The 21,777-nt window shown below is 66.3% G+C and carries 28 protein-coding genes; 9 read left to right on the forward strand and 19 right to left on the reverse strand.

The genetic code is table 11. From position 1 onward, the window contains the following. Positions 1–7 precede the first annotated feature (7 nt). Together fliD and fliS are read left to right on the forward strand one after the other, a co-directional pair. The gene (fliD, locus tag NP825_RS17190) at positions 8–1,384 is read left to right on the forward strand and encodes a flagellar filament capping protein FliD (protein ID WP_257545794.1); all 1,377 of its coding nucleotides are present in this window, start codon (positions 8–10) and stop codon (positions 1,382–1,384) included. Continuing rightward, a complete protein-coding gene (gene fliS / locus NP825_RS17195) occupies positions 1,384–1,782 on the forward strand; it encodes a flagellar export chaperone FliS (protein WP_257545796.1) in 399 nt (132 codons plus the stop codon). The genes fliD and fliS overlap by 1 nt, the downstream gene beginning before the upstream one ends. 286 nt (positions 1,783–2,068) lie before the next feature. Here fliS and NP825_RS17200 read toward each other — a convergent pair whose 3' ends face one another. The 14 genes from NP825_RS17200 to flgB all read right to left on the reverse strand — a co-directional run bounded on the left by NP825_RS17200 (position 2,069) and on the right by flgB (position 12,840). Further along, complete coding sequence (locus NP825_RS17200; protein WP_257545798.1) at positions 2,069–3,133, reverse strand: sigma-54-dependent Fis family transcriptional regulator; 1,065 nt, start codon at positions 3,131–3,133, stop codon at positions 2,069–2,071. A gap of 179 nt (positions 3,134–3,312) precedes the next feature. Then, positions 3,313–4,170 (reverse strand): flagellar motor protein MotB, encoded by an 858-nt coding sequence (locus NP825_RS17205; RefSeq protein WP_257545800.1) that lies wholly within the window; start codon positions 4,168–4,170, stop codon positions 3,313–3,315. Next, on the reverse strand, positions 4,171–5,034 hold the full coding sequence (motA, locus tag NP825_RS17210) for a flagellar motor stator protein MotA (protein ID WP_257545802.1): 864 nt from the start codon (positions 5,032–5,034) through the stop codon (positions 4,171–4,173). Between the two features lie 90 nt (positions 5,035–5,124). Then, positions 5,125–5,955, reverse strand: a complete 831-nt coding sequence (locus NP825_RS17215) for a flagellin (protein ID WP_257545804.1) — start codon at positions 5,953–5,955, stop codon at positions 5,125–5,127. A gap of 12 nt (positions 5,956–5,967) precedes the next feature. After that, positions 5,968–7,293, reverse strand: a complete 1,326-nt coding sequence (gene flgK / locus NP825_RS17220; RefSeq protein ID WP_257545806.1) for a flagellar hook-associated protein FlgK — start codon at positions 7,291–7,293, stop codon at positions 5,968–5,970. After that, positions 7,290–7,601 carry a rod-binding protein gene (locus tag NP825_RS17225; RefSeq protein WP_257545808.1) on the reverse strand — a complete coding sequence of 104 codons (312 nt, stop codon included), beginning with the start codon at positions 7,599–7,601 and terminating at the stop codon, positions 7,290–7,292. The genes flgK and NP825_RS17225 overlap by 4 nt, the downstream gene beginning before the upstream one ends. After that, positions 7,598–8,707 (reverse strand): flagellar basal body P-ring protein FlgI, encoded by a 1,110-nt coding sequence (locus tag NP825_RS17230; protein WP_374046501.1) that lies wholly within the window; start codon positions 8,705–8,707, stop codon positions 7,598–7,600. The genes NP825_RS17225 and NP825_RS17230 overlap by 4 nt, the downstream gene beginning before the upstream one ends. 13 nt (positions 8,708–8,720) lie before the next feature. Next, positions 8,721–9,380 carry a flagellar basal body L-ring protein FlgH gene (locus tag NP825_RS17235; RefSeq protein ID WP_257545810.1) on the reverse strand — a complete coding sequence of 220 codons (660 nt, stop codon included), beginning with the start codon at positions 9,378–9,380 and terminating at the stop codon, positions 8,721–8,723. Continuing rightward, positions 9,361–10,146 carry a flagellar basal-body rod protein FlgG gene (gene flgG / locus NP825_RS17240; protein WP_257545813.1) on the reverse strand — a complete coding sequence of 262 codons (786 nt, stop codon included), beginning with the start codon at positions 10,144–10,146 and terminating at the stop codon, positions 9,361–9,363. Before flgG ends, NP825_RS17235 begins: the two co-directional genes overlap by 20 nt. A 12-nt stretch (positions 10,147–10,158) precedes the next feature. Further along, a complete protein-coding gene (locus NP825_RS17245; RefSeq protein ID WP_257545815.1) occupies positions 10,159–10,902 on the reverse strand; it encodes a flagellar basal body rod protein FlgF in 744 nt (247 codons plus the stop codon). Between the two features lie 34 nt (positions 10,903–10,936). Next, positions 10,937–11,767 carry a flagellar hook-basal body complex protein gene (locus NP825_RS17250; protein WP_257545817.1) on the reverse strand — a complete coding sequence of 277 codons (831 nt, stop codon included), beginning with the start codon at positions 11,765–11,767 and terminating at the stop codon, positions 10,937–10,939. A gap of 4 nt (positions 11,768–11,771) precedes the next feature. Beyond that, positions 11,772–12,080, reverse strand: a complete 309-nt coding sequence (locus NP825_RS17255) for a flagellar hook assembly protein FlgD (RefSeq protein ID WP_257545819.1) — start codon at positions 12,078–12,080, stop codon at positions 11,772–11,774. 2 nt (positions 12,081–12,082) lie between these two features. Further along, positions 12,083–12,493, reverse strand: coding sequence for a flagellar basal body rod protein FlgC (flgC, locus tag NP825_RS17260; RefSeq protein ID WP_257545822.1), 411 nt, complete (start codon positions 12,491–12,493; stop codon positions 12,083–12,085). Then, a complete protein-coding gene (gene flgB / locus NP825_RS17265) occupies positions 12,490–12,840 on the reverse strand; it encodes a flagellar basal body rod protein FlgB (protein WP_257545824.1) in 351 nt (116 codons plus the stop codon). The genes flgC and flgB overlap by 4 nt, the downstream gene beginning before the upstream one ends. 304 nt (positions 12,841–13,144) lie before the next feature. Between flgB and NP825_RS17270 the strand changes: the two genes are divergently transcribed. The 6 genes from NP825_RS17270 (at position 13,145) to NP825_RS17295 (ending at position 18,294) form a co-directional block, all read left to right on the forward strand. Next, positions 13,145–13,660 carry a flagella basal body P-ring formation protein FlgA gene (locus tag NP825_RS17270; protein WP_257545826.1) on the forward strand — a complete coding sequence of 172 codons (516 nt, stop codon included), beginning with the start codon at positions 13,145–13,147 and terminating at the stop codon, positions 13,658–13,660. Positions 13,661–13,921: 261 nt separating this feature from the next. Then, on the forward strand, positions 13,922–14,227 hold the full coding sequence (locus NP825_RS17275; protein ID WP_257545828.1) for a flagellar biosynthesis anti-sigma factor FlgM: 306 nt from the start codon (positions 13,922–13,924) through the stop codon (positions 14,225–14,227). 11 nt (positions 14,228–14,238) lie between these two features. Next, positions 14,239–14,532 (forward strand): hypothetical protein, encoded by a 294-nt coding sequence (locus NP825_RS17280; RefSeq protein ID WP_257545830.1) that lies wholly within the window; start codon positions 14,239–14,241, stop codon positions 14,530–14,532. 78 nt (positions 14,533–14,610) lie between these two features. Beyond that, positions 14,611–15,441: a transglycosylase SLT domain-containing protein gene (locus NP825_RS17285; protein ID WP_257545832.1), complete on the forward strand. Its 831-nt coding sequence runs from the start codon at positions 14,611–14,613 to the stop codon at positions 15,439–15,441. Then, on the forward strand, positions 15,438–17,558 hold the full coding sequence (gene flhA, locus NP825_RS17290) for a flagellar biosynthesis protein FlhA (RefSeq protein WP_257545834.1): 2,121 nt from the start codon (positions 15,438–15,440) through the stop codon (positions 17,556–17,558). Before NP825_RS17285 ends, flhA begins: the two co-directional genes overlap by 4 nt. Then, the gene (locus NP825_RS17295; protein ID WP_257545836.1) at positions 17,548–18,294 is read left to right on the forward strand and encodes a sigma-70 family RNA polymerase sigma factor; all 747 of its coding nucleotides are present in this window, start codon (positions 17,548–17,550) and stop codon (positions 18,292–18,294) included. The genes flhA and NP825_RS17295 overlap by 11 nt, the downstream gene beginning before the upstream one ends. Before the next feature lie 16 nt (positions 18,295–18,310). On the opposite strand, the gene NP825_RS17300 is transcribed toward NP825_RS17295, so the two are convergent. From NP825_RS17300 to NP825_RS17315, 4 genes are read right to left on the reverse strand one after another with little or no spacing between them, the layout of a single operon-like run. Further along, entirely contained in the window at positions 18,311–18,802 is a 492-nt protein-coding gene (locus tag NP825_RS17300) for a MarR family winged helix-turn-helix transcriptional regulator (protein WP_257545838.1), read from the reverse strand. 25 nt (positions 18,803–18,827) lie between these two features. After that, complete coding sequence (locus tag NP825_RS17305) at positions 18,828–19,241, reverse strand: hypothetical protein (RefSeq protein WP_257551514.1); 414 nt, start codon at positions 19,239–19,241, stop codon at positions 18,828–18,830. A 20-nt stretch (positions 19,242–19,261) separates the two neighbouring features. Beyond that, positions 19,262–19,621, reverse strand: a complete 360-nt coding sequence (locus tag NP825_RS17310) for a hypothetical protein (RefSeq protein ID WP_257545840.1) — start codon at positions 19,619–19,621, stop codon at positions 19,262–19,264. Between the two features lie 49 nt (positions 19,622–19,670). After that, complete coding sequence (locus tag NP825_RS17315; RefSeq protein ID WP_257545843.1) at positions 19,671–20,150, reverse strand: response regulator transcription factor; 480 nt, start codon at positions 20,148–20,150, stop codon at positions 19,671–19,673. Positions 20,151–20,306: 156 nt separating this feature from the next. On the opposite strand from NP825_RS17315, the gene fdhD reads away from it, so the two are divergent. Continuing rightward, a complete protein-coding gene (gene fdhD / locus NP825_RS17320) occupies positions 20,307–21,131 on the forward strand; it encodes a formate dehydrogenase accessory sulfurtransferase FdhD (protein ID WP_257545845.1) in 825 nt (274 codons plus the stop codon). Here fdhD and NP825_RS17325 read toward each other — a convergent pair. Beyond that, positions 21,128–21,775 (reverse strand): DUF1345 domain-containing protein, encoded by a 648-nt coding sequence (locus NP825_RS17325; protein ID WP_257545847.1) that lies wholly within the window; start codon positions 21,773–21,775, stop codon positions 21,128–21,130. The genes fdhD and NP825_RS17325 overlap by 4 nt on opposite strands. Between the last annotated feature and the right edge of the window lie 2 nt (positions 21,776–21,777).

The raw sequence follows: 21,777 nt of genomic DNA on the forward strand, positions 1-21,777 counted from the left end.
ATTCGCCATGGTCACCTCTATCGCCAATTCGCTCGGCTTCGGATCGGGGCTCGACATCAAGCAGCTGGTTACGGACCTGTCGTCCGCCTCCCGCGACCCGAAGGTCGCGCGGATTTCGACGCTGACGACACAGAACCAGGCGCAGATAAGCGCCGTCGCACAGGCGCGGTCGGACCTCGAGGGCTTCGCCGATTCGCTCCAGCAAATGATCGATGACGGGTCGCTCCGCAGCACGCCGACCGTTTCCGACGACAGCGTGCTGTCGGCGACCGCGCGCGCAGGCCTCAGCGCCGACAGCTTTTCGGCGACCATCGTCGTGAACAGCCTCGCCCGCGCACAGACCGCCTATTCGGGCATCGTCGCCGACAAGAGCGCCGCGATCGGCATCGGCACGATGACGCTGAGCGTCGGGGGCGTGAACAAGACGATCACGATCGATGCGACCAACAACAGCCTCGAAGGCCTTGCGACCGCGATCAATGCCAGCGGCGCCGGGGTCACCGCCTCGATCGTCGCCGACACCGGCGGCAGCCGTATCGTGCTGAAGGGTGCGACGGGCGAAGCGAACGCCTTCACCCTGACCGCCGACGCGGGGGCCGACCCCGCGCTCGCCGCTCTCGGCTATGGCGCGGGCGGCGGCATGACGCTCGGCCAGTCGGCCGCGAACGCGACCTTCACGATCGACGGCATCGCCTACAGCCGCGCCACGAACAGTATCGACGACGTCATTCCCGGCATGGCGCTGACGCTCAAGAAGGCCGCCCCCGGCCAGCCGGTCGACATCGGTGCGAGCCGCCCGCTCGATATGATCCGCCAGACCGTCGGCGATTTCGTGTCGGTCTATAATCAGCTCAAGAAGAGCCTGACCGCCGCCACCGGCATGTCGGGCACCACCAGCTCGCTCCGCTCGCTCGAGCGCGAGCTCAGCGACATGGTCAACAAGGTGCTGACCAGCGGCAGCGGTATCTCGAGACTGTCCGACATCGGCATCTCGTCTGCCAAGGACGGGACGCTTACGCTCGATTCGGCGAAACTGGAAAAGGCGCTGACTGCCGACGCCGGCGCGGTCGAGGCGCTGTTCAGCCCACGCCGCGATGCGACACACACCGCGACCACGGATCCCGGCATCGCCGGCATCCTCGATGCGATCCGCGACAAGGCGGTCGCAAGCGACGGCGCGATCGGCCGCGTGTCGAAATCGCTCGCCGACAAGAGCAGTTCGCTCGCCGAGCAGCTCGAAAAGGTCGAGGAGCGCGAAGCCGCTTACAAGGCGCGGCTCGAAAAGCAGTATAGCGCCCTCGACGTCAAACTGAACGCCTTCAAGGCAACCCAGGCCTATCTTGAGCAACAGATCAAGATGTGGACGAACCAGAACAACGACTGATGACGTCCATGGCCGCTACACCCTCGACCGTCCGCGCGACGGGACTCTATCGCCGTCTGCAACACGAAAGCCGCGCGCTGGCCGCCGATCCGGTCGAACTCGTCACCATGCTCTATGACGAGCTGGAGACGGCGGTCGGGGTGCTCGCCTCGATGGTGCGGCAGGGGCAGCGCATCTCGGCGACCGAACCCGCGCGGCGCGCGCGCACCATCCTGATCGGCCTCGACGCGAACCTCGACCGCGATGCCGGCGGCGACGTCGCCACCGCACTGTCGCGCGTCTATCGCAGCATGCGCCGCAAGCTCGACGACGCGGTCTCGGCCAACAGCGCCGAATCGCTCGACGAATTGCTGAACGGCATCGTGACGATCAGCTCGGCCTGGCGGCAGCTTCGGTAGAGCGTGGTCAGATCGGGCTGAAACACCTTCTTACTTATCTCGTCATCCCGGCGAAGGCCGGGATCTCGTCGGTGCGTCAGGTCGGGACGGTGAGATCCCGGCCTTCGCCGGGATGACGATTCCTTCTATAATGATCATGTCCCAGAGCTTTCAGACTCGCTGCATTTCCTCCACAAAAGGGTTCGGCACCGGCCCCCTGTTCCGGGCCGCCGATGTGGGGACGGACGGCCGGGAAACAGCGAGCCGGTGCCGAATTCAGCGGCGCCGAAAACTGGTGGGGTAGTCGTCAGGCGGCCTGCTGCTGAACTCCATATTTGCGCATCTTCTCGATCAGCGTCGTCCGCTTCAGCGTCAGCAGGCGCGCGGCTTCGGAGATGATCCCGTCGGCGAGATCGAGGGCGTTGTGAATCTGTTCGAGCTCGATCGTCTCGATCTCGCGCTTGAGGTCGATCGGGCGGCCCGGCGCCGGCATCTTGGCGGGATGCGCGGCGAGATGATCCTCGTCGTCGGCAGGCACCGCAGCGGGGCCGTGCGAGACGACCGGGCGCAGCAGCGGCACCGCAGTGGGATTGAGGAGGATCGCGACATCTTCGGCCCCGAGCGTCTCGCCGCCGTGGAGCACGCTCGCGCGCTCGACGAAATTGCGAAGCTCGCGGACGTTGCCCGGCCATTTGTGCTGCATCAGCACGGCGAGCGCGCCCTCGTCGTAACGGCACTTGGCGTCGGCGGGCATCTTGCGCTGGAAATGGCGGATCAGCGCCGGAATATCCTCGACGCGGGCGGCAAGCGCCGGCACCTGGATGACGACGACGCCGAGGCGAAAGAACAGATCTTCGCGGAATTTGCCGTCGGCGATCGCGTCGCCCAGATCCTGGTGCGTCGCGGAGATCAGGCGGATGTCGACCGGGCGGACCTCGCTGCTGCCGACGCGGACGATCGTCCGGTCCTCGAGCACGCGGAGCAGCTTGACCTGCATGTCGAAGCGCATGTCGCCGATTTCGTCGAGAAACAGGGTGCCGCCGTCGCTCGCCTCGAAGTGGCCGATGCGACGGGCGTGAGCGCCGGTGAAGCTGCCCTTTTCATGGCCGAAGAGTTCGGATTCGATGAGGTCGCTGGGGATGGCGCCGCAGTTGATCGCGGTGAAGGCCTTGTCCGACCGCACGCCTTCGTCGTGGATGGCGCGGGCGACGAGTTCCTTGCCCGATCCCGACGGGCCGCAGAGCAGCACCGAGGCGTTCGAGCGGGCCACCCGCCGGATCATTTCGCGCAGCCGCTCCACCGCCGGGCTGTGCCCGATGATCAGCGTCTCAAGCGCCGACGGCGCCGCCCCCTTGTTCTGCCCCACGGTCATTTTCGTCTCCACCGCGCCCCCCAATCGGCGCTTTCGATGGAGATGGAGATTGAGGAAAATGGTAAACGAAAGATTATCCAAAGGGACTCAACCCTTTGAAAATAAAGAGTTATTGCCAATATGGCAACAACAGGCGCGCAATCACGTTCTTAACGATTGGGGATGCAGCCAAATTGGCACTAATTCCCACCCTCGATCCGCCAGCCGAGCGTGATCGAGATGCGGCGGTTGCGCGGATCGAATCGATCGACGGGGTTATAGGGCTCGCGATCGGCGACCCCTTCGATGCGCGCATAGCGTTCTCCGGCAACGCCGCGATACTCGAGAAAGTTCCGCACGACCTCGGCGCGGTCGACCGACAGGCGCCAATTGTTCATCCCCGCCTTCGCCGACCAGGGCGCGGCATCGGTGTGGCCGCGGATCATCAGCCGGTTCGGCGTCCCGGCGATCGGCCCCGCGATCTCGCTGAACAGTTTCGCGCCCGCCGGAGTGAGCTGGCTGGTGCCCATCACGAACATCGAGAAGTCGGCATCGTCGACGACATCGATCCGCATCCCCTCGGTCGTGACGGTAAAGCGCAGGTTGCGCGCGAGCCGTTTGAGCTCGCCCTTCTTTTGCACGCGCTCCATCATCGACTTGGCGACCTGCGCGAATTTTTCCTTCTCGCGCTCGCGGCCCGCCGCTTCCTTGGGCCCGCCGACGGCATCCTTCGGGATGGTAAGCGAGCGGGTGCCGGTCTGCCCCGCGCGATGCGGATAATTGTCGGCGGAAACGATCGAATCGCCGCCGAACAGGCTGGCGCCGCCGGCGCTCTCCTGCTTCGTCCGCACGATCGTCGGCGCGAAATAGTCGGCGAGCGCCTTGCGCTGCTTCTCGGTCGTCGCGCCGAGCAGCCACATCAGCAGGAAGAAGGCCATCATCGCGGTCACGAAGTCGGCATAGGCAACCTTCCAGGCGCCGCCGTGATGGCCGCCGTGCGCTTCCTCGATCACCTTCTTGACGATGATCGGCCGCACCATGTTCGGACGCGCAGCCATTTAGCGGCCTCGCATTCCGTCGAAGACCTCGGCGAAGCTCGGCTGGTTCAGATGGTCGACCCCCGAGCGCGCGGCCTCGATGACGAGCGGCTGCGGATGGCCGTGGAGCGAGGCGATGATGAGCTGCTTCACGGTGTGATAGATGGCGGCGTCGCTTTCGATCACCGTCTTCGCACGCGCCGCGAACGGCCCGACGAGACCATAGGCGAGGAGCACGCCGAGGAAGGTGCCGACGAGCGCCGAGCCGATCATGGCACCCAGGATCTCGGGCGGCTTGTCGATCGAGCCCATCGTCTTCACGACGCCGAGCACCGCGGCGACGATGCCCAGAGCCGGGAGCGCATCGGCGAGGCTCTGCAGCCCTTCGGCGGGCTTCAGCGCGTGGTGGCGATGGTTCTTCAGCGCATTGTCCATGACGTCCTCGACCGCGTGCGGATCGAGCGTCCCCGACGAGACCACGACGAGGCGCAACGTGTCGCAGATCAGGTGGACAAGCGTGTCGTCCTTCAAAAGCTTGGGATATTGCTGAAAGATCGGTGAGCTTTTCGGCTCCTCGATATGCGGTTCGACCGCGACCGGCCCCTCGGTGCGCATCATCTTCATCAGCGTCGAGACGAGCAGGATGCAGTCGAGATAATCCTGCTTCTTGTAGGCCGGGCCCTTGAACACCTTGCCGAGGCCGCCCGCGAGCGCCTTCAGGTCGGCGCCCGAATTGCCGATGATCAGCGAGCCGACCGCGGCGCCGCCGATGATCAGCATTTCGTGCGGAAGCGCGTGGAGCACCGGCGTGAGATTGCCGCCGGTGAACGCAAACCCCCCGAACACCAGCAGGATCAGAACGACGATGCCGATTACGGGAAACATGCGCGGGCAACTCCATTGGGGGCGAACCCCCGGAAAAATTCAAAGGACGTCTTCATGCTTAACGGCAGCGCGCCGCCGAAGTTGAGCGCGTCAGGTCAAAAGATCGAACAAAGTCTGCCGGTTGATCTTGGCAAAGGCCGCCTGCGCGGCGCCGAGCGTCAGATCCTGGGCGTTCAGCTCAGCGATCGCGGTCTCGAGGTCGGTCTCCTCGATCGACTGGCGCTCGTCGGCGATCTCGATCCCGCGCGCCGACAGCGATTCACCGATGCGTTCGAGCCGGCCGGCCGACAGGCCGAGCGCGGCATTCTGGTCGGCGACATGCCCGATCGCGGCGGTGATGGTGGTCAGCGCGGCGTTCATACCGGGCTTGTCGCCCGCCGTGATCGCGGTCGCCGCGTCGCGCAGGCTGGTCGACAGCGAATTGCCCCCGACGACGAAAGCGGTCGCCGCGGACGGCACCGGCGCGAAGGCGACGTCCGAATCGAAGCGGACGACGCGGGCGTCGCCGGCGGCGAAGAGCGGCTCGCCATTCGCGTCGCGCGTCGCCGCGAAAGCGTCGATCTCGTCGGCCAGCGCACCCAGTTCGGCGGCGATCGTCGCGCGGTCGCTCGGACTCGCCGTGTCGCTCGCCGCCGACAGCGTCAGCTCGTTCGCGCGCGCGAGCAGGTCGCTCACCGACTTGAGCACGCCATCGGCCTGCGCGGTCTGCGCCGTCGCTGACTTGATGTTCGCCTGCCAGCTCGTCATGCTCGCCTGCGTCGTGCCGATCGTCAGGACGCGGCGCGCGGCGACGGGATCGTCCGACATACGCTGCATCCTCAGGCCGGTCGAAATCTGGATCTGCGTGCGCTCGAGCGCATCGGCGAGCTTCGACTGGCGCGCGATCTCGCGCGTCATGCGATTGCCTACGGCGTTAATCATCCTTCGCCTCCCTTAGAGCGAGTTCAGCAGCGTCTGCATTGTTTCGCGCGCGACCTGGATCGTGCGCGCCGCCGCCGAATAGGCCTGCTGGAAACGCAGCAGCTCGGCGGCTTCATTGTCGAGATTGACCTCGCTCACCGAATCGCGCGCGGCGGCGGCGGCATCGGCGCGCGTCGTCGCGGCGGCATCCTGCGCGCGCGCCGAAGCCGTCGCCTGCGCCTGCGTCGCGATATGGCCCGACCAGGCCGCCTCGGGATCGTTCGCGCCGCGCATCGCGCCGAGCGCCAGCATATTGCCGTTGCCGCTCGTCGCGTCGGCGGCAGCGACCTGGCTCGCGGTCAGCGGCGTCGCGGTCAGCGTCGCGGCGCTGGTGCCGGTGAAGAGCGGCTGGCCGGCATTACCGTCGGCGTCGATACCCCCCTGATGCACGGCATTGAGCTCGCCCGCGAACTGCGTCGCCATCGTGTCGAGCCCGGCGCGCTGATCGGCGATGTGGTTCGCCGCCTCCGCGAAGCCGGCAAGCGAACCCGTGGCGTTGGGAAAGGCCGATCCGCCGATCGTATAGGCGATGCGTCCGTCGGCCGCGGTGGTCATCGCGATCGGCGTCACCACGCCGCCGCCGACGAGCAGGTCGCCGCTGCCGGTCGCGCGCAGCGTCACCGCGCCATGCGCGTCGAAGCTCGCGCTGACCCCCGCCTGCGACGACAATTGGTCAAGCAGCCGGTCGCGCTCGTCCATCAGCGCCGCCTGGTTGGTCGACCCGTCGCGTGCCTTGCGCAGGCCGACGTTGATCTGTTCGAGCGCGTCCAAATTGGTGTTGAACTGCGACACCTCGGCCGTGCCCGCGGCCGACACGCCGTCGGACAGGCTCGACAGGCGGTTCGCGGCGGTCTGGAAACCCGCGGCGACATCGCTCGCGGCCTGCAGGAACTGCGCGCGCAGCGTCGGGTTCGACGGGTCGGCGGTGAGCTGGTCGGCGGTCGTGTAGAGCGTGGTCAGCGCGGTCTTGATGCCGTTGCTATCGTCGCTGAGCGCGCTTTCGACGCGGTTCATCCAGTCGAGCTTGGCCGCCGCCCGTTCGGAATCGCCCGACGAGATGCGCGCATCGTTGATCAGCCACTGATCGACCGAGCGCACGACGCCCTTGATATCGACGCCGCCCGGCGTCGTGCTGCCGCGATAGAGCACCATGTTGGTGCCCGCCGGCACTTCGGCAAGGTCGAGCCGCCGCCGCGCATAGCCCGGAGTCTGCGCGTTGGCGATATTGTCGCCGACGGTCGACAGCGCCTTCGAATAGGCGCGCAGGCCGGTATAGCCGATGCTGAGAAGATCGCTCACTGGAGCCCCCCTCCGCCCGCGGCCATGGCGCGGCCCTTGAGCTGCGCCTCGACCATGTCGGCGATGCCGAACTGACGGAGCGCGGCCATCGAGTCCGCGGTCTTGGCGTCGGCCATCTCGCGGAAATTGTCGGTCGCGCTCGACCCGAAGATATCGTCGCCGAGCTTCGCCTGGCGCATCGAGCTCATCAGTTGGCGGAGGATCACCGCCTCGAAGGCCTCGGCCGCCTTGCGAAGGCCGCCGTCGCCCCCGCCGCCCGCGGCGGGCGCAGGGGTCGAAGCGTAGGAAGAGGAAATGGGCGTCGTCATATGATCACCAGTTCCGCTGTCAGCGCGCCGGCCTGGCTCAGCGCTTCGAGGATGGCGACGAGGTCGCCGGGAGGAACGCCCATGCGATTGATCGCATCGACGAGCTCGGAAAGCGATGCGGTGGATTTCACCATCATCATCGGACGATAATCCTGGTCGACGCTGATATCGCTCGACTGCTCGACCGCGGTTTCGCCGCGGCTGAACGGCGCGGGCTGCACGACCGTCGGCGATTCCTTGATCGAGACGGTCAGCTTGCCCTGCGACACCGCCGCGGTGCCGACGCGGACCGCGCCGTTGATGACGACCGTGCCGGTGCGCGCGTTGACGATGACCCGCGCCGGCGGCTCGGAGCGGACGACGTCGAGATTCTCGATCCGCGACATCAGCCGCATCCGTTCGTCGTTGCCGCCGTCCGCGCGGATCGCGATGCTGGCGCCGTCGAGCATCACCGCCGAACCCGGCAGCGCCTGGTTGATCGCGTCGGTAACGCGCTTGGCGTTGGTCGCGTCGAACTGGTGGAGGTTGAAGGTCAGCCGGTCGCTGGCGGCAAAACCCGTGTCGACCGCGCGCTCGACCGTCGCGCCGCCGGCAATCCGGCCGCTCGACGGGACATTGACCGTCAGCTTCGATCCGTCGGCCGCATCGACGCCGAGGCCGCCGATGACCAGATTGCCCTGCACCATCGCGTAAATCTGTCCATCGGCGCCATAGAGCGGCGCGAGCACCAGCGTGCCGCCGCGCAGGCTTTTCGACTTGCCGATCGCCGAGACGGTGACGTCGAGGCGCTGGCCGGGCTTGGCGAAGGGCGGCAGTTCCGCGGTGATCATCACCGCCGCGGCATTTTTGAGCGCCGGATTGACCCCCGGCGGCAGCGTCAGGCCGAACCGCGACACCGCGCCCTTCATCCCCAGCGTCGAATAGTCGAGGCTGTCGTCGCCCGTCCCCGCCAGGCCGACGACGATGCCGTAGCCGGTGAGCTGGTTCGCGCGCAGTCCCTGGAACTGGCCCATGTCCTTGATCCGCTCCGCCTGCGCCGGCGCGGCGAAGACGAGGCTGGTCAGGAACAGGGCGATCAGGGTGATGAGGGTTGGACGCTGGGTCACTTTTCTGTCCTCTTTAGAACGGGCTGATGATCGAGAAGAAGCGTTGCAGCCAGCCCTGCTTGCTGGCGCGCGCGATCTCGCCCTTGCCGACGTAGCGGATGTGGGCGTTGGCGACGCGGGTCGACAGGATGCGATTGTCGGGGCCGATGTCGATCGCGCGAACGATGCCCGAGATCTGGACGCGCTCGTCGCCGCGATTGAGCGTCAGCAATTTCTCGCCCTTCACCAGCATCGTGCCGTTCGGATAGACTTCGGCGATCGTCACGCTGACTTCGCCCGACAGCGCGTTCGACTGCGACGCGTCGCCCTTGCCCTTGAACTGCTGGCCGCCGCCCATCGCGACGTCGCTGGGATTGAACAGCGACAGCGGGCCGGTCGTCGGCGGGGTCAGACCGATATCGCCGTCGCGCTGCGTCGCCGCGGCATTGCTCTTGGTCGCGGCGGTGCGCTCGACGAGCTGGATCGTGATGATGTCGCCGACCGCCCCCGCGCGCCCGCCAGAGGTCAGCGGCACATAGCCGCCCTGGAAGATCGCGCCGTTGGTCGGCGGCGCCGGCGGCGGCGGCGGCATCGTCACTGCGAAAGCATCGGGCGCGACCTTGTCCTTCGCGACGGCCGGAGCCGGCGCGAGGGCAAGCGCGATCAGCGCCAGCTTAAAGGGTCTGCGACGCATTTTTCATCATCTCGTCGGTGGCCGAGATCATCTTGGAATTGACCTCATAGGCGCGCTGCGTCTCGATCATGTCGACGAGTTCCTCGACGACATTGACGTTCGACCCCTCGAGCATCCCACCACGCAAAGAACCGCGCCCTTCCTCGCCGGCGCCGCCGACCTGCGGCGCGCCCGAAGCGGGGGTCTCGACGAGCAGATTGTTGCCGATCGCCTGCAGGCCCGCCGGGTTGGCGAAGCGCGCGAGCTCGATGCGGCCGAGTTCGGTGAGCGTGCCGTCGGGGCTGCTGGCCGACACGGTGCCGTCAGCGCCGATCGAGATGTTGGTCGCATCCTCGGCGATCTGGATCTGCGGCTGCACCGGCTTGCCGTCCGACGTCACGAGGACGCCTTCGGGCGAGCGGCCGAAATTGCCGGCGCGGGTATAGCCGATGCGCCCGTCGGGCATCTGGACCTGAAAATAGCCGGCACCGTCGATCGCGACGTCGAGGCCGTTGCCGGTCGTCGCGAAAGTGCCCTGCGTATCGATCCGCGCGGTGCCGCTGAGCGCGACGCCGGTGCCGAGGTTGAGCCCGGTCGCATAGCGATTCTCAGCCGTCGACTGCGCGCCCGGTGGAGTCATCATCTGATAGCTCAGCGTCTCGAAGCTCGCGCGGTCGCGCTTGAAGCCCGTGGTGTTGACGTTGGCGAGGTTGTTCGCGATCACCTGCATCCGGAAGCTCTGGGCATCCAGACCGGTCCGCGCGACGTGAAGGGCTCCGAAGCTCATTTCAAATTCTCCTTATCGGGGCAGCTGCATCAGATTGGCCGTCGCGCTGTCCATGTCGCGCGCGTCGGTGATCATTTTCAATTGCGTGTCCCAGCTGCGGCTCGCCTCGATCATCTCGACGAGCGCCGTGGTGGCAGCGACGTTCGATCCCTCGATCGAGCGGGTGACGAGGCGCGCCTCAGGGTCGTCGGGCAGGATTCCGCCGCCCTTGACGCGGAACAGTCCGTCGATCCCCTTGGCGATCTCCGACCCCGCCGGGGTCGCGAGCCGCAGCCGGTCGACCTCCTGCGGGCTCTGCGGATCGCCGCCGGCCGGAACGACCCAGACGCGCCCTTCGGCGTCGATGCTGATCGAATCGGCAGGCGGGATCGTTACCGGGCCCTGGCTGCCCTGGACCGGGCTGCCGTCGCCGGTGGTCAGGAGGCCGCTCGACGACAATTGCAGGTCGCCGCGCCGCGTATAGGCCTCGCCGCCGTCCTTCGCTTGAACGACGAGCAGCGCGTCGCCCTGCACCGCGACGTCGAGGTCGCGGCCGGTTTCGACGACGGTACCCGCCTTCATGTCGGCGCCGAGCACCTCCTCCGATGCAACCGCGCGCGTGTCGAAACCGCTGCCCTGCAGCCAGAGCGTCTGGGCTTCGGCCATATCGGCGCGAAAGCCGGGCGTCTGCGCATTGGCGAGATTGTTCGCGATCGCCGTCTGCCGGGCCATGCTGCCCCGCATCGCGGTGAGGCTGGTGTAGATGAGGCGGTCCATCTGGAAACTCCCGGCAGGCGGCTAATCGCGCGTCTTAGGTGCGCATGTTGATGATCGTCTGGGTCAGCGTCGACGCGCCCTCGATCGCCTTGGCATTGGCCTGGAAATTGCGCTGGGCGCCGATCAGCATCACCAATTCCTCGGTGATATCGACGTTCGAGCGTTCGAGCGTGCCCGAGCGGATCGTGCCCATCGGGCCGTTGGTCGCGGCGTCGATCGTCGGGTCGCCGCTTTCGCCGGTCGACTGCCAGTGCGCGTCGCCGATCGGGCGCAGCCCCTCCATCGCGGGGAAGGTTGCCATCGCGACCTTGCCGAGCACCTGATCTTCGCCATTCGCGTAGGTCGCGGTGACGAGGCCGTCGAGATCGACCGACACGTTGATCAGCGACGCCGTCGGATCGCCCGGCGCGCCGTCGGGAAGCACGAAGTCCGACATGCCGCCGAGCGTGCGATCGGTGACGTTGCCGTTGGCGTCGACGGGCAGGAGCTGGAGCTTCTGCCCCGTCGAGTCGACGACGGTGCCGTCGGGCAGCGGCGAAAAGGCGCCGTTGCGGGTATAGGTGACCTGGTTGCGCGGCGGCTCGCCCTTGACGACGAACAGCCCCTCGCCGACGATCGCGAGGTCGAGCGTCTTTTCGCTCGTCTCATACGACCCTTGCGTGAACTGCTGACTGATGCCGATCAGGCGCTGGCCCTGGCCCGCGACGGTCTTCGTCGACTGCGTCGGCGACGAAGCGAAGATGTCGCCGAAGCTCGCCTTGCTGCGCTTGAAACCGATCGAATTGGCGTTGGCGATATTGTTCGAGATGACCGACATGTCGGTCTGGGCGCCCTTGAGGCCCGAAAGAGACGTATAAAACGACATGAGATTATCCTTCCTGGGTGGTGATGGGGGTAGCCGCCGGAGTGGCGGCCTTGATGTCCTGGAGCAGCGCGGTCTGCGCGGTGAGCTGCTCCGAAATCTTCTGAAGCGTGCTGTTGGTCTCGCTGACCCCGGCAAGGCTCGAAAATTGCGCCATCTGCGCAACCATCTGCTGGTTATCGACCGGGTTGAACGGATCCTGCTGCGACAGCTGCGCGGTCATCAGACGCAGAAAATCGGTCTGATCGAGTTGCTGACCCTTGAGCGTTGTCGGCGAATAGGAGGAGTATTGCGAAGCGATGGAATCGACGGCCATGATTATTGTCCCAACCGCAGCGTTTCGTTGATCAGGCCCTTTGCGGTCTCGAGAACCTGAACATTATTCTGATACTGGCGAGCGGTCTCGACCATCTCGACCAGTTCGGCGGCGCTATCGACCGCGGCCTCCCACACATTGCCGTCCTTGTCGGCGAGCGGGTTCGACGGGTCGTGACGTTTGGTCGGCGCCATCTTGCTCGACGTGACCTGGTCGACCTGGACCGTCGCGCGGCCATGGTCGTCCATCACGGTGCGGAAGACGGGCTTCAGCGAGCGGAACGCTTCCTTCTCGCTGCCCGCGACGGTTCCCGCGTTAGCGAGGTTCGACGCGGTGGTGTTGAGCCGCACGAGCTGCGCCGACATGGCGCGGCCGCTGATATCGAAGACCGAGAAATTGCTCGCCATCGTCATTCTCCCTTGATCGCGCGCGTCAGCGTACCGATGCGGCCCTGGAGGAAGGAAAGGCTCGAACGATAGGCGAGCGCATTTTCGGCGAAGGCGGTCTGCTCGGTCGCCATTTCGACGGTGTTGCCGTCGAGCGAAGGCTGCACCGGAACGCGGTACGCCATCGCCCCCTCGATCGCGGTGCCGGTCGAGGCCCCCTGCTGCGCAAGGTCGAGCGCCTTGGAAAAATCGAGGTCGCGCGCCTTGTAACCCGGCGTCGCGGCGTTGGCGATGTTCGAGGCGAGCATCATCATGCGCTGGCTGCGCAGCTGAAGCGCCGCCGCATGCACGCCAAAGAGCTTCTCGGATGCCATCTACACGTTCCTTCATCTGTCGCCTGGCCGGCGACGGGGCTTTCGCCGGGGTCCGAACCGGCTTGCGGCCCGGACGCGCGGAAAAACACCAAGGCATAATGCAATGGGCGTGCCAAAATCATTTTATCGATACTTTTCAATTCGATGGAATCATCCGTTCGCCCGAACGGCGGATGGGCGCCGCGGTCTCGTCAAAAGATTGACGGCGGCCGCCACCGCCCCGCGATAATCCGCGTCAAAGCGCGACTGGCACGCATCGTGCAATTCAATCGGGCAAATCGCTGGACCAACCATGGAGTCCGTCATGACCCGCAAGATTGCTTCTTTTCTGACCGCAGCCTTCGCCGCCACTCTGGCCGTCGCCCCGTCCGCGGGCGCAGAGCAGGCGACCGAGGATTGGCAGACGATCGACATGCTGACACAGGCGGTGGCGAATGCGATGGGGCGCACCGCGACCCCGATCGACCGCCGCATCAAGCTCGCACGCTGCCCCGAACAGGCGTCGGTGGCGGCGGTCGATGCCCAAACGCTCGCGGTCCGATGCGCTTCGCTCGGTTGGCGCCTGCGCGTCGCGATGAGCAGCCCCGCGGGCGCCGCCCCGGTCGCCGCGAGCTATGCCGCGCCCCCATCGGCGCCGGTGATCCGCCGCGGCGACGCGGTTCGCGTTTCGATCGATACCGAGAATTTTTCGGTCAGCTATTCGGCGACCGCCGCCGAGGATGGGCGCGTCGGCGAAACGATCGCGCTGCGCGGCAACGGTCCCAAGGCGATGATCAGCGCCGTCGTCACCGGCCCCGGCCGCGCGCGGATGATGGATTGAGGATAATAGCTCGTGCCCCCGTCATCCCGGCGAAGGCCGGGATCTCGCCGGTGCGTTGTGGCGAGAGAGCGGGATCCCGGCCTTCGCCGGGATGACAGGAAACATACGACAAGCCCCACTGGCCCGGCGAGCGTCGATTTTCCGACGCCGCCGGGTTTCTTTTTTCATTTTTCCGGTAACCAGCCCTTAATGTCTCGACGCGCCGTCCGTTAAACCCCTTGAACCGCTTTCGCCAATGCGCGGACAGCCAAGGAGGCCATCATGTCGGGTGACAGCAAGATCGGGATCGTCGGCGGCGTCGGCCGCATCGTGCCCGTGCGCAAGCTCGCGGCGAGTCTGGCCTCCACCGCCGCGTCAGGCGCCGCTGCGCCGCGCGCCGCGCCATCCGGCGCGATGCCCGCCGCCGGCCTGATCCGCCTCGCCGGCGAACTCGCGGCCCAGCCGGCCCCCGTCGACACCGCGCGGGTCGCCGCGCTGCGCGGCGCGATCGCCGAAGGCCTTTATGTCGCCGATCCGGCGAAGATCGCCGGGGCGATGATCGATCGTCTCGGCGGAAGCGCCGACTGATGCAGGCGCGGATGGACGATATCCAGGCCAAGCTGAACCTGCTCATCGGCGCACTCGACGGGCAGGATGCCGGCGCGATCATCGCCGCGACCGAGGAGCTTGCCACTGCGGTGATCCTGTTTCGCGGCGCCCCCATTCCGGCGGGCAGCGAAGCCCGGGCGCAGACGCTGATCACCGCGAGGCTCGCGCAGCTCGAAGCCGCCGCGATCCGCGTCAACATCCTCAAGGACTGGACGCGTCAGAGGATTGACATGAACCATGCGATCCGCGGGACGCAGCACCGAGGACTCGCCTTAAACTATTGATAAACCATATGTTCTGGTGATCTTCCGGAAAATGGCACGATGATTGCGTTTGGTTTGCCGAACAAGCGGAACCAAAGCATGAATTCGATCAACCCCTATGCGACACCGGCGCCCGGCGCCGTCCCCGTCCTGGATGCGGTCCAGAATGCGTCGTCGCGCACCGGCGTCGACTTCGACTATCTGGTCGATGTCGCACGGGTCGAAAGCCGCTTCGATCCGACCGCGAAAGCGCCGACCTCGTCGGCACGCGGGCTTTACCAATTCACCAAGCAGACCTGGCTCGCAACCTTGCGGCGCCATGGCGCGAGCCACGGGCTCGGCTGGGCGGCCAATGCGATCGGTCAGGATGCGTCGGGGCGTTTCAGCGTCGCCGATCCCGCGCTTCGCAACCAGATTCTCGGCCTGCGCGACGATCCGGTCGCGTCGTCGAACATGGCCGCGGCGCTGACCTCCGACAATCAGGATTATATCGAAAGCCGCATCGGCCGCGCCGCCGAGCCGGTCGACCTCTATCTCGCCCATTTTCTCGGTTCGGCGGGCGCCGCGCGCTTTCTGACCGCCTGGGCCGCCAATCCCGATCAGGCGGGCGCGACGATGATGCCCGACGCGGCCGCGGCCAACCGGTCGGTCTTTTACGCCGCCGACGGCAGCATGCGCAGCCTCGGCGAGATTCGCGAGCGCTTCCGCGCCAAGCTCGACGAAGGCGGCGGCGCGCCGGGCGCGATGCCCGGCGTCGCGCCGCCCGTCCCCGGCTGGCGCATCCAGATGGCGAGCGCAAGCGGCGCGAACGGCGGCGGACGGCCGCCGCTGCCGATGATGGATATCCAGCCCATGCCCAAGACCCTGTCGATGGATTTCGCCGCGAGCGCCTATCGCCGCCTCGCCTCCTTGTCGGGAGGCAGCGCATGATCGCGGGCCTGAACGCGCGCAGCGTGGCGCGGATCGTCGGCAGCGCGGCGCTGCCCGCGGCGATGTTGATCCTCGTCGCGCTGATGGTGATCCCGGTTTCGCCGATCATCCTCGACATCAGCTTCGTCGCCAACATCATGATCAGCCTGCTCGTGCTGATGGTCGCGTTGCAGGCGTCGAAGCCGCTCGATTTCTCGGCCTTTCCGACGGTGCTGCTGCTCGCGACGCTGTTCCGCCTCTCGCTCAACGTCGCCTCGACGCGCGTCGTGCTCGTTCACGGCCACGAGGGCACCGCGTCGGCGGGCCATGTCATCGAGGCGTTCGGCCAGGTACTGATCGGCGGCGACTATGTCGTCGGCCTGTTCGTCTTCTTCGTGCTGATGATCATCAACCTGGTCGTCATCACCAAGGGCGCCGGGCGCGTGTCCGAGGTGTCGGCGCGCTTCACCCTCGACGCCTTGCCGGGCAAGCAGATGGCGATCGACGCCGATCTGAACGCCGGCCTGCTCACCCCCGACGAAGCCAAGGCACGCCGCCAGGAAGTGGCGACCGAGGCCGATTTCTACGGCTCGATGGACGGTGCCTCGAAATTCGTGAAGGGCGACGCGGTCGCGGGCCTGCTGATCCTGTTCGTCAACATCGTCGGCGGGCTGATCCTCGGCATGTTCAGCCACGGCCTGTCCTTCTCCGACGCCGGCAGCACCTATGTCACGCTCGCGATCGGCGACGCGCTCGTCGCACAGATTCCGGCGCTGTTGCTCTCGATCGCCGCCGCCGCGATCGTCACCCGCGTGACGTCGCCACACGACCTTTCGGGGCAGATCGGCAGCCAGTTCGCCTCGCCGCATGTCTGGATGGCGGTCGGCGGGGTGCTGTTCGTGCTCGGCCTCGTCCCGGCGATGCCGCAGATGCTGATCCTGCCCGCCGCCGCGATCGCCGGCGGCATCGGCTGGCAGCTTCGCAAGAACGCTGCCCTCGCCGAGGCCGCGCCGCCGCCCGCGGCGTCCGCGCCCGACCCGCACCATATCGAATGGGCCGACGTCAGCGAGACGAGCCCGTGCCAGCTCGAAATCGGCTATGCGCTCGTCGCGTTGGTCGACGAGCGCAAGGGCGCGCCGCTGATGACGCGGATCACCGGCATACGGCGCCAATTGTCGAAGGAGCTGGGCTTCGTCGTACCGGCGGTTAAAGTCACCGACGATCTGTCGCTGCCCGGCAACGTCTATCGCATCGCAATCGCCGGGGTGATCGTCGGCGAGGACGAGGTCTTCCCCAACGAGATGCTCGCGCTCGATTCGGGCGATCTCGTCACCAAGGTCACCGGTCGGCCGTGCAAGGACCCGACCTTCGGGCTCGACGCGCTCTGGATTCCCAAGAGCGCGCAGAACGACGCGATCGCGGCGGGCTATACCGTCGTCGATCCGGCGACCGTCGTCGCGACCCACCTCAACAACAGCATCGTCGCCTCCGCCACCGACCTGTTCGGCATCGACGACGCGCAGGCGCTGATCGATACGCTGAAGACCCTTTATCCGCAGCTCGCCCAGTCGCTGACGCAGGGCTATCCGCTGCCGCGCGTTGCCGCGCTCTGCAAGGCGATGCTGATCGAGCGCGTGCCGCTGCGCGATTTCCGCAAGATCGCCGAGGCGATGGTATCGCTCGGCAGCCTGCAACTCGGCGACGCCGACCTGGTCGAGGCGGTGCGCCAGCGCATCGGCGCGCTGATCGTCCAGACGATCGTGCCGAGCCGGATGCCGCTGCCCGTCGTCACCTTCAGCCCCGAGATCGAGGTGCTGCTCAACCAGGCGGTGCGCGCCAACCCCGGCGCCGAATGGCCGTTCGAGCATGGCATGGCGATGAAGATCGTCGAGCAGATCGGCGAAGCGGTCGAACCCCTGCTGCTGTCGACGCGCAGCTTCGCGCTCGTCGCCTCGCCGCTCTGCCGGTCGGCGCTGTCGCGGCTCGTGCGCGCGACCTTCCCCGACGTCGCGGTCATTTCCTACCTCGAGATACCGGCGAACAAGGCGACCGAGATCGTCGCGACGATCGGCGCCGAAATCCCCCGCCTCACCAGCGGCGAAGACGCCCAGATGAAGGACGAGCCCCATGAGAATTGAGCCCGCCGAGCAGTTCGCGGCGGCATCCGCCCGCGCGCCGATCCCGCGCGGCTATGGCGAGAGCGCCGAGGCGCTGGTCGAGGAATATGCGCCGCTGGTCCGCAAGATCGCCTGGCAGGTCCATTCGCGCGTGTCGCGGACGAGCGACCTCGAGGATCTGATCCAGGCCGGGCTGATCGCGCTGATCGAGGCGAGCCGCAGCTATGAGGAGCGCGGTTTCGCCTTCGCAACCTATGCGACGACACGCATCCGCGGCGCGATGATCGACCAGCAGCGGCGCGAAGCCGACGTCGGGCGATCGGCGATGGTCGCGGCGCGGCAGCTGCAGGCGACCCGCCGCGCGCTCGAACAACAGCTCATGCGTGCACCGAGCGCGGCAGAAATGGCCGCGGCGCTCGACATGTCGGCCGAGGAGTATTTCGCGCTGGAGAAGAATGCGACCCATGGCCGCTCGATCTCGATCGAGGATCTGATGGAGGACGGCAGTTTCCTGTTCGCCGACGACCGGATCGGCGCGGGCGAGGCGTGCGAGCAGGAGGATATGCTGGACGCGCTGCGCCAATGCGTCGGCCGGCTGGCCGAGCGCGAGCAGATGGTGCTGCAACTCTATTTCTTCGAGGAGCTTAACCTGCAGGAGATCGGCCTGACGCTCGACGTCAGCGCCGCGCGCGTCTGCCAGATCAAGCGCGACGCGATGGCGAAGATCGACCGGATGATGCGCGAGATGACCGAATGAGCGCGCCCGACCGGGCTCAGGCGGCGCGGCTGTATCCGCCGCGCACCGCCGCGTTCATCTTGTCGAAATAGCTTGCCATCTTCTCGGCGCCCGCTTCGGTGAGCCGGACGATCGTGCGGCGCCGGTCGCGCTCGTCGATCGTTCGCCTGGCGAGCCCCGCACCTTCGATCGCCGCGATCATGCGCAGGCCCGACGACAGCGGCACCCCGGCGCCGGTCGCCAGATCGCTGGCGCTCAGCGTGCGGCCATTGGCGTTCGCCAGCATCAGGTCGAGCATCATGTCCCAGATGGCGCCCGACATCTGCGCGGTGCCGAAATGGCTCTTGCGCATCCGCCGGATCTGGATGCTGAGCGATAGCTGGTCGATGAGCCGCGGCTGCGCTTCTTCAAGCCCGAAGGCCGCATCAGGCCTCGGCTGATCTTCGCCGGCGCTTTTCGCCAGCATGTCGTGAATCTGGTCGATCCGCGACCGGATTTCGGCGATGTCATGATCTGCGAATTGTTGCATGGAGCCCCCCGGCTGCCTTTCATCTTCAGGCCGCGGCTTCCCTTCGCCGATTGGTCGAACCCGATGCGTAGAGGATCAAGAAAAGGATCGGGTAGGAAATATACATTGAAAGCAGCGCATAGGGGCGCGCCAATATCTCCGAAAACATCAGCTTCTGAACATGCCCGAAAATCGCGATCAATTGCCATCCGGTAATCCAGTATGGCCAGAAACGATTTGTTTTCAGGGCGATAAACCAAAAACTCGCCAAGGCGACGATGTCGATCGCGAAGATATTATATTCAATATGCGACCAATTCGGTTGGGGTGCCAGGACCGTGGTGCAGACCGAGGCGAGCAGCGCGGTACAGGCTGCCCAGCGTTCCAAGGGGCCGCCGCGCCACATCGCGACGGCCACCGTGAGCAACAAAACCGCATAATAGCTCGCCACGGTCCACATCCGGATCATTTACCCCTGCGTTACGACGCGCGAGCGAGCGGAAGCGGCACGACGTCGCCGTCTTCGGCCAATGCGCCCGACGGCGGCTTGACGCCGGCACCGAACATGCGGGTGCCGAGGCCGACCTGTTTCTGCGTCGCGGTCAGCGCGATATGGGCGTCGGTGAGCAGCTGGCGGACTTCCCCGGCGGCGGCCAGCGCGTGTGCGACTTTCGCTACCGCTTCCTGGCCGACGATCGCCGACATATTGGTGTCGCGGCGCGCGGCGGGAAGCGCGGCGGCGAGCTGGGCGATGCGGATCATGGTTTCGTCGATGGCGTCTTCGGCCTGATGCAGTTCGCTGGCGATCTTTTTCGCCGCGGAAAGTCGTTCGTTCAGCATGTTTCCTGGTCCTTGAAAGCGAATGCCGACGGTTTCCCCCCCGCAGCATTCAGGTCAAAACACGACCCAGACCGACAAGGATCGAATAGAGAGCGGAAAAAGCCAATATGGTCGCAAAGGCGATCAGGATCGGCCAGATGATCCTTTCCATCAATCCGTGCCGGTTGGCCGGCTGGGACGCGGTAGGAAATGGCGAACCGATGTCGAAAAACCGCCGGATCGAACCTTGCCCCGGCTCGGCTTCATCGGCGGAAGCGGCCTCGCCTAGGTCGATCAATTGATATGTCAAAGGCTGATAGGGAGTAACTTGGTCGAATACACCGTGACGCGCGAGGACCGTTGCGGCTTCTATTCTGTTAGAAACATTAAGTTTTTTTAACACGCGCCGGACGCGTTCGTCGACCGTATGCGGCGACACATCCATAATGCGAGCAATTTCCTTGGAATTTTTGTGCTCGAAAACATGCCGCAACGTTTCGATTTGCGCGGCCGAAAGGAGACTGATGTAATTGTCTGGGTCACCCTGCACGCGTGAGGGCATAGAGCATCACGAGTCGAAATCAAGTTACGTACCTAAGCGATTCGCGCTCATGTTACCCGATTCTTTTCGCGACATGGCTCTCCGTCACCGCCACGAAGGCGCCCCGGTGGACAACATTGTCCGGCACGCGATAGGCTGGCGGCGATGACGATCGACAGCGACCACCCGGCGCCGAAGGACGCCGCAACCACAGACCGGCCGGTCCGGCGCCTTGGCCTCGCCACCCCCGGCGACGCCGAACTGATCCGCGTTCTGCCGGTAGAAGCGCCGGTGTCGGTCGAGGTGTGCGGCATCGGCTATGCCGTGATGATGGCGACCCCAGCCGATCTTGAGGATTATGCCCTCGGCTTTGCGCTGGCCGAGGGGCTGGTCGACACCCCCGCACAGTTGAACCGCGTCGACGCGCACTCGATCGAAGGAGGGTGGGCGCTGCGGCTGTGGCTGGCGCCCGAGCGCGCCGCGCTGGCGCTCGAGCGTGCGCGGCGACGGGTCGGCGAAAGCAGCTGCGGACTTTGCGGGATCGAGAATATCGAGGAGGTGCTGCGCCCGCTGCCCCCCGTCACCGCGCGGCTGGAGGTCGGCCGCGCGGCTATTGCCGCCGCTCTCGCCGCGCTGACCGCGCACCAACCGCTCGGCCGTGCGACCGGCGCCGTTCACGCCGCCGCCTTTTGCGCCCCGACCGGCGACATATTATGCGTGCGTGAAGATGTCGGGCGCCACAATGCGCTCGACAAGCTGATCGGGGCGCTGGCGTGGGCCGGAACCGATCCCGCCACCGGTTTCATCCTGCTGTCGGCGCGCTGCAGTTACGAACTGGTCGAAAAGACGGTGCGCGCGGGCTGTTCGCTGCTCGTCACCATATCGGCGCCGACCAGCCTCGCCGCCGACCGCGCCGCCGCCGCCGGGCTGACGCTGGTATCGCTGGCGCGCACGGATTCGGCGCTGCTCGTCAGCGGCGCCCTCGATTAGGATCCACCGATCGCGTTCACCGTGAACGCCAAAATCCCCATGTTGAAGACGAACGCCGCCATGCAATGACCAAGCACGACGCGCCGCATATGCGCGCCCGATATGGTGATATCGGACGTCTGGAAGGTCATGCCGAGCGTGAAGCTGAAATAGAGGAAATCCCAATATCCGGGTTCCTTCACTCCCGGCACCTCGATCCCGCCGCGATCGCGGCCGCCCGTCTGCCGGTAATAGAGATGGGCGTAGTGGAGGGTGAAGACGGTGTTCGCAAAGAGCCAGGCAAGGATCAGCGTCGCGACGATCAGCGCGATCTGCGCGTGGTCGAGCGGGCCGGGGCTAGCGATCAACGTGCCCACCGCGAACAGAATCACCAGCGACAGCAGCACCGAGATCGCGAGCAGCCCGGCGCGGTTCGCGTCATTATCCTCCGACCGGCGGCGCATCTCGGCGGCGTTCGATCGCAGCAGCGGCGCCTCTGCCGCGAGAAAGACCAGCGCGGCGAGGTCGAAGCCGACCAGCAGCGCGGCGCGCGGATTCTGCCCGAATGCTGCCGCCGCGCCGCTCGCGAGGAGCAGCACCGTCGCAAACAGCAGGAAGCGCGTCGGCGCCAGATGCCGGCCGGGAGCGAAGCGCCGCGACCCCATCG

The organism is Sphingopyxis sp. DBS4 (assembly GCF_024628865.1).
In the GTDB taxonomy this organism is placed as follows: Bacteria; Pseudomonadota; Alphaproteobacteria; order Sphingomonadales; family Sphingomonadaceae; genus Sphingopyxis.

Coding starts and splice junctions, on each gene's coding strand:
- flgG (WP_257545813.1), bottom strand. CDS start 10,146: ATGAGCTTCGGAGCCCTTCACGTCGCGCGGACCGGTCTGGATGCCCAG.
- NP825_RS17255 (WP_257545819.1), bottom strand. CDS start 12,080: ATGGCCGTCGATTCCATCGCTTCGCAATACTCCTCCTATTCGCCGACA.
- flhA (WP_257545834.1), top strand. CDS start 15,438: ATGATCGCGGGCCTGAACGCGCGCAGCGTGGCGCGGATCGTCGGCAGC.
- flgC (WP_257545822.1), bottom strand. CDS start 12,493: ATGACGATGGCGAGCAATTTCTCGGTCTTCGATATCAGCGGCCGCGCC.
- fdhD (WP_257545845.1), top strand. CDS start 20,307: ATGACGATCGACAGCGACCACCCGGCGCCGAAGGACGCCGCAACCACA.
- motA (WP_257545802.1), bottom strand. CDS start 5,034: ATGTTTCCCGTAATCGGCATCGTCGTTCTGATCCTGCTGGTGTTCGGG.
- NP825_RS17325 (WP_257545847.1), bottom strand. CDS start 21,775: ATGGGGTCGCGGCGCTTCGCTCCCGGCCGGCATCTGGCGCCGACGCGC.
- NP825_RS17235 (WP_257545810.1), bottom strand. CDS start 9,380: ATGCGTCGCAGACCCTTTAAGCTGGCGCTGATCGCGCTTGCCCTCGCG.
- NP825_RS17250 (WP_257545817.1), bottom strand. CDS start 11,767: ATGTCGTTTTATACGTCTCTTTCGGGCCTCAAGGGCGCCCAGACCGAC.
- NP825_RS17205 (WP_257545800.1), bottom strand. CDS start 4,170: ATGGCTGCGCGTCCGAACATGGTGCGGCCGATCATCGTCAAGAAGGTG.
- NP825_RS17215 (WP_257545804.1), bottom strand. CDS start 5,955: ATGATTAACGCCGTAGGCAATCGCATGACGCGCGAGATCGCGCGCCAG.
- NP825_RS17245 (WP_257545815.1), bottom strand. CDS start 10,902: ATGGACCGCCTCATCTACACCAGCCTCACCGCGATGCGGGGCAGCATG.
- NP825_RS17310 (WP_257545840.1), bottom strand. CDS start 19,621: ATGCTGAACGAACGACTTTCCGCGGCGAAAAAGATCGCCAGCGAACTG.
- fliD (WP_257545794.1), top strand. CDS start 8: ATGGTCACCTCTATCGCCAATTCGCTCGGCTTCGGATCGGGGCTCGAC.
- NP825_RS17285 (WP_257545832.1), top strand. CDS start 14,611: ATGAATTCGATCAACCCCTATGCGACACCGGCGCCCGGCGCCGTCCCC.
- flgB (WP_257545824.1), bottom strand. CDS start 12,840: ATGGCATCCGAGAAGCTCTTTGGCGTGCATGCGGCGGCGCTTCAGCTG.
- NP825_RS17295 (WP_257545836.1), top strand. CDS start 17,548: ATGAGAATTGAGCCCGCCGAGCAGTTCGCGGCGGCATCCGCCCGCGCG.
- NP825_RS17300 (WP_257545838.1), bottom strand. CDS start 18,802: ATGCAACAATTCGCAGATCATGACATCGCCGAAATCCGGTCGCGGATC.
- NP825_RS17275 (WP_257545828.1), top strand. CDS start 13,922: ATGTCGGGTGACAGCAAGATCGGGATCGTCGGCGGCGTCGGCCGCATC.
- NP825_RS17200 (WP_257545798.1), bottom strand. CDS start 3,133: ATGACCGTGGGGCAGAACAAGGGGGCGGCGCCGTCGGCGCTTGAGACG.
- NP825_RS17305 (WP_257551514.1), bottom strand. CDS start 19,241: ATGTGGACCGTGGCGAGCTATTATGCGGTTTTGTTGCTCACGGTGGCC.
- NP825_RS17270 (WP_257545826.1), top strand. CDS start 13,145: ATGACCCGCAAGATTGCTTCTTTTCTGACCGCAGCCTTCGCCGCCACT.
- fliS (WP_257545796.1), top strand. CDS start 1,384: ATGACGTCCATGGCCGCTACACCCTCGACCGTCCGCGCGACGGGACTC.
- NP825_RS17225 (WP_257545808.1), bottom strand. CDS start 7,601: ATGACGACGCCCATTTCCTCTTCCTACGCTTCGACCCCTGCGCCCGCC.
- NP825_RS17280 (WP_257545830.1), top strand. CDS start 14,239: ATGGACGATATCCAGGCCAAGCTGAACCTGCTCATCGGCGCACTCGAC.